Source organism: Tissierellales bacterium (assembly GCA_035301805.1).
Lineage (GTDB): Bacteria > Bacillota > Clostridia > Tissierellales > DATGTQ01 > DATGTQ01.
The window spans coordinates 1-4,791 of record DATGTQ010000094.1 but is presented as its reverse complement, the minus strand read 5'-3'; the positions used below and the strand labels follow the sequence as shown (position 1 = coordinate 4,791).

Genomic DNA, 4,791 nt, shown 5'->3' with positions numbered 1-4,791 from the left:
TGACCAAGAAGAATAAGATTTAATATAACTGAAGCTGCAAAAAATAAAAAGCTCTATAGTTTAAACTATAGAGCTAAATTACTTGATGCCGAAGGCGGGAGTCGAACCCGCACGGTATTGCTACCACAGGATTTTGAGTCCAGCGCGTCTGCCAATTCCACCACTTCGGCCTAAATCAATAATTATAATAATAACATATAAATATTAAATAATCAAGAATTTTAAATTTTACTTTAGTTTACTGTATATGAATTTTAAGGTATACTAAAGAGTAGGAAGTATTGACTAGGAGTGATTTAATGGATAAGAAAAAACTAATGATAATCGATGGTAGCTCCCTTTTACATAGGGCATTTTATGCATTGCCACTTTTATCTACGAAAAAAGGCATATTTACAAATGGTGTATATGGATTTTTAACTATGTTATACAGAGTCCAAGAGGACTATAGGCCAGATTATATTTGTGTAGCTTTCGATAAAAAGGGTCCTACATTTAGGCATAAAGAATATAAAGAATACAAAGGGAATAGAAAATCTGCTCCAACAGAATTAGCTCAGCAATTCCCCATAATTAGAGAAGTATTAAGCACTATGAATATACAAACTTTAGAGATGGATGAATATGAAGCGGATGATATAGCAGGTACCCTAGCAAAAAAAGGGGAGGAAGAGCAACTAGAAGTATTATTAGTTACAGGGGACAAAGACTATCTTCAATTAGCCACTGATAATTCCCAAGTACTACTTACTAGAAAAGGGATTACAGAAATAGAAACTTATAATAGAAAAAGCATATTAGAAGAATATGGAATAGAACCAGAACAATTCATTGATTTAAAAGGTCTAATGGGAGACAGTTCAGATAATATACCAGGAGTACCAGGAGTAGGCGAAAAAACTGGATTAAAACTCATTAAAGAATATGGTGATATTAGTAATGTCTATGAGAATATAGATAATATAAGTGGGAAAAAACTTAAGGAAAATCTAAGGGAAAATGAAAACATTGCATATTTAAGCAAAAAATTGGGAGAAATAATTACTAATATACCTTTGGATGTAGGGATAGATGATTTATCTATAAAGGAAGCTAATTGGGAAGAACTAGTAGAATTATATAAAGAATTTGAATTTAATAGTCTCATGAACAAGATTCCAACAGAATATGTAGATGAAGAAGAAAAAGCCATGCCTGAACTTGAATATGAAAAGCTCCAGAAGAATGATTATGAAGAGATCATATCCAAAATTAAAGATGCCAAAAAGTTGGCTTTCAAATTCCTGACTAAGGATTTAAATTATATAGAAGACGATATCTTAGCAGTAGGAGTGAAATTAGAAACAGGTCCTACTTATTATATAGATCTATCAGAGGGAACAGAGGAGTTTGTACAAAAGTTTAAGGAGATACTTGAAGATAAGGATATAGAAAAAGTAGGATATAATCTTAAATCAGATATAGCAATACTATTTAGATTAGGGATTCAAATCGAAAACTATGTATTTGATCCTATGATAGGACAGTATTTATTAGATCCAAGTAATAATGATTTTTCCATGAGTAATATAAGTAATGAACATTTAGGATATCAAGGTATAGACATAGAAACCCTACTGGGTAAAGGCAAGAATAAGAAGGGATTTGGAGACCTAGATGAAGAAGAAAGAGTAGAATATTTAGCCTTTATCCTAGACAGCGTATATAAATTACAAATTATAATAGAAGATTTACTAAAAAAATATAATATGAAAGAATTATATGAAGAGGTAGAATTACCTCTTATAGAGGTACTGGGAAGTATGGAATTTCAAGGCATTAAAATAGATAAATCTGAACTAGAGAAATTAGGAGAAGAATATGATAAGGAAATAGAGAGCCTGACTGCTGAAATATATGAATTGGCAGATGCAGAGTTTAATATAAATTCGCCTAAACAGATGTCTGAGATTTTATTTGAAAAATTAGAATTACCAGTAATTAAAAAGACTAAAACAGGTTACTCAACAAGTGCAGAAGTCTTAGAAAAATTAAAAGGCCAACATCCTATTATTGAAAAAGTATTAAGATACAGGCAAATTGTAAAATTGAAATCAACCTATATAGGCGGGTATATAGACTTAATTAATGAGAAAACTGGTAAAATACATTCTAGCTTTAATCAAACTATAACAACCACTGGTAGAATATCCAGTACAGAGCCAAATTTACAAAACATCCCTATTAAAACAGAAGATGGACGAAGAATAAGAAAGGCATTTGTGGCAGGATCTAATGACTACCACTTATTAGATGCAGATTATTCTCAAATAGAATTGAGGGTACTAGCCCATATCTCTAAAGATCCAAAGATGATAGAAGCTTTCCGAGAAAATCAAGATATCCATACAAAAACTGCTTCCGAAGTGTTCAATGTATCAATGGAAGATGTGACAGCTACCTTAAGAAATAATGCTAAGGCAGTAAATTTTGGAATTGTTTATGGTATATCTGACTATGGACTATCCAGGGATTTGAATATATCTAGAAAAGAAGCAGGAGAATATATAGATAATTATCTTGATAATTATGAAGAAGTAAGGAATTTCATGACTGATATAGTAAAAGAAGGCAAGGAAAATGGATTTGTAGAAACTCTACTTCATAGAAGACGATATATACCAGAACTAAAAGCTAAGAATTTCAATATAAAATCCTTTGGAGAACGTATAGCCATGAATACTCCTATTCAAGGTACGGCTGCAGATATCATAAAAATAGCAATGGTAAAAGTATATAATAAATTAAAAGAAAAAGAATTAAAATCCCAATTAATACTTCAAGTACATGACGAATTAATAATTCAGGTTCATAAAGATGAAGCAGATGAAGTTACAGAATTGTTAAAAGATATTATGGAAAATGCCATAAGCTTAGATGTTCCATTAAAAGTAGATATTCAATTAGGAGATAATTGGTATGATACCCATTAATTGCAAAATTATAGGATTGACCGGAGGTATTGCCTCTGGAAAATCCTCTCTTTCATCTATATTAATTGAAAAAGAATTTCAGGTAATTGATGCTGATAAAATTGCCAGAGAAGTTGTGCAAATAAATAAACCTGCATATAAAGATATAATCGATTATTTTGGTAGGGCTATACTGAATAAAAATGGGACCATAAATAGAAAAAAACTAGGAATGCTAGTCTTTTCAGATAATAATCTTCTAAAAACATTAAATCAAATTACTCACCCATATATATATGAAGAAATCAAAAAAAGAATAAGAAAACTATGTAATCAACACTATGTAATATTTATTGATATTCCATTACTTTTTGAAGAACATGATAATATTAGAAAACACAAGATTATATTTGATGAAATATGGTTAATTTATGTAGACAGGAAAACTCAGTTAAAAAGATTAATGGAAAGAGATAGTTTAAGTATTGATCAAGCAAACAAAAGAATTGATGCTCAAATGTCCCTTGAAGATAAAAAATTAAAGGCTACAAGGGTTATCGATAATAGGGGCAGTAAATCGGAGCTATTGAAGAATATAGATAAAGAATTAGAAAGATTATTGCAATAATTTGGAGTGGTGCATTTGTTAAAGATAAAAAATATATTGGTTAGAGTGCTTTTTTTATTTATATTTTTACTCATTTTATTTATTGCAATTAGTTTAGTTTTTACATTGTTTTATCCGATGAAATATAAAGAATATATAAATAAATATTCCCGTGAATATGATTTAGATCCATTTTTAGTAGCTGCAATAATAAATGTTGAGAGTAAATATAATAAAAATGCAACTTCCCATAAGGATGCAAGAGGTCTTATGCAAATAGGAAAACAAACAGGGCAATGGGCTAGTGAAGAATTTAAGATGGAAGATTATAATGTAAACATCTTATTTGATCCTGAAACAAATATTAAAATGGGAACATGGTATTTAGATAAATTAAATATAGAGTTTGAAGATAATTTAGACTTAGTATTAGCTGCATATAATGCAGGAAGTGGAAATGTGACTAAATGGCTTAAAGATGACAAGTATTCGAAGGATGGTAAAAATTTGCATCATATACCTTTTTCTGAAACAAAGGATTATCTTAAAAAAGTAAAGTTTAATCAGAAAATTTATGAAACAATATATAAGTCTTATATGACTGATTCAAATAAAATGATTACTCTATATTTTGATGCTATTAATCACTTTAGAGATTATTTGAGAGATGTTTAATATTTGAAGGTCTCTTTGAATTTGATAAAGATTTGAATGTAATTCCTTTGTTAGCTGATAATTACAAGATTTCTAATGAAGGTAAGACCATAGAGATCAAGTTAAGAGATAGTGGGAAATGGCATGATCAAAGAGGCCTAACTTCATATGATGTGGCCTTTACCTTAGATACTATTAAAGCTTCAAATAAAGAAGGTATCTATGGTCAAATATTTGAAACTGCTTTTGGAGCCTTTCACCCTTATAACATTCATAATGTTATAAGGGTGAATATTATAGATGAGCTTAATTTTGAAATTATTTTTGATAGGTCTTATTCTAGTAATTTAGAAAGTTTAACCTTGCCTATAATTCCTAAGCACATTTTTGAAGAAGAAGGTATCAGGGGAGCATTAGAACTTGAAAAATATAATCCTATAGGGACTGGTCCTTATAAGTTTGAAGATTATTCGGATTTGACAAATGTAAATTTAGTTAAAAATGAAGAATGCTGGAAAGGTACTCTTTATATAAATCAAATAAGAGGAAGAGTTTTCAGAGATGAAGAAACAATTTTAA

The 4,791-nt window shown here is 29.6% G+C and carries 4 protein-coding genes and 1 tRNA gene; 4 read left to right on the top strand and 1 reads right to left on the bottom strand.

The features are described 5' to 3' along the window. Positions 1-86: 86 nt before the first annotated feature. A tRNA-Leu gene (locus VK071_04335) sits at positions 87-170 on the bottom strand. 129 nt (positions 171-299) lie between these two features. Between VK071_04335 and polA the strand changes: the two genes are divergently transcribed. The 4 genes from polA to VK071_04315 form a co-directional block, all read left to right on the top strand. Then, entirely contained in the window at positions 300-2,972 is a 2,673-nt protein-coding gene (gene polA / locus VK071_04330; protein ID HLR34540.1) for a DNA polymerase I, read from the top strand. After that, a complete protein-coding gene (gene coaE, locus VK071_04325; protein ID HLR34539.1) occupies positions 2,959-3,579 on the top strand; it encodes a dephospho-CoA kinase in 621 nt (206 codons plus the stop codon). Before polA ends, coaE begins: the two co-directional genes overlap by 14 nt. A 9-nt stretch (positions 3,580-3,588) precedes the next feature. Next, on the top strand, positions 3,589-4,233 hold the full coding sequence (locus VK071_04320; protein HLR34538.1) for a lytic transglycosylase domain-containing protein: 645 nt from the start codon (positions 3,589-3,591) through the stop codon (positions 4,231-4,233). Positions 4,234-4,265: 32 nt separating this feature from the next. Further along, positions 4,266-4,791 (top strand): ABC transporter substrate-binding protein (locus VK071_04315; protein ID HLR34537.1); only part of this gene is annotated, 526 nt, incomplete at its 3' end.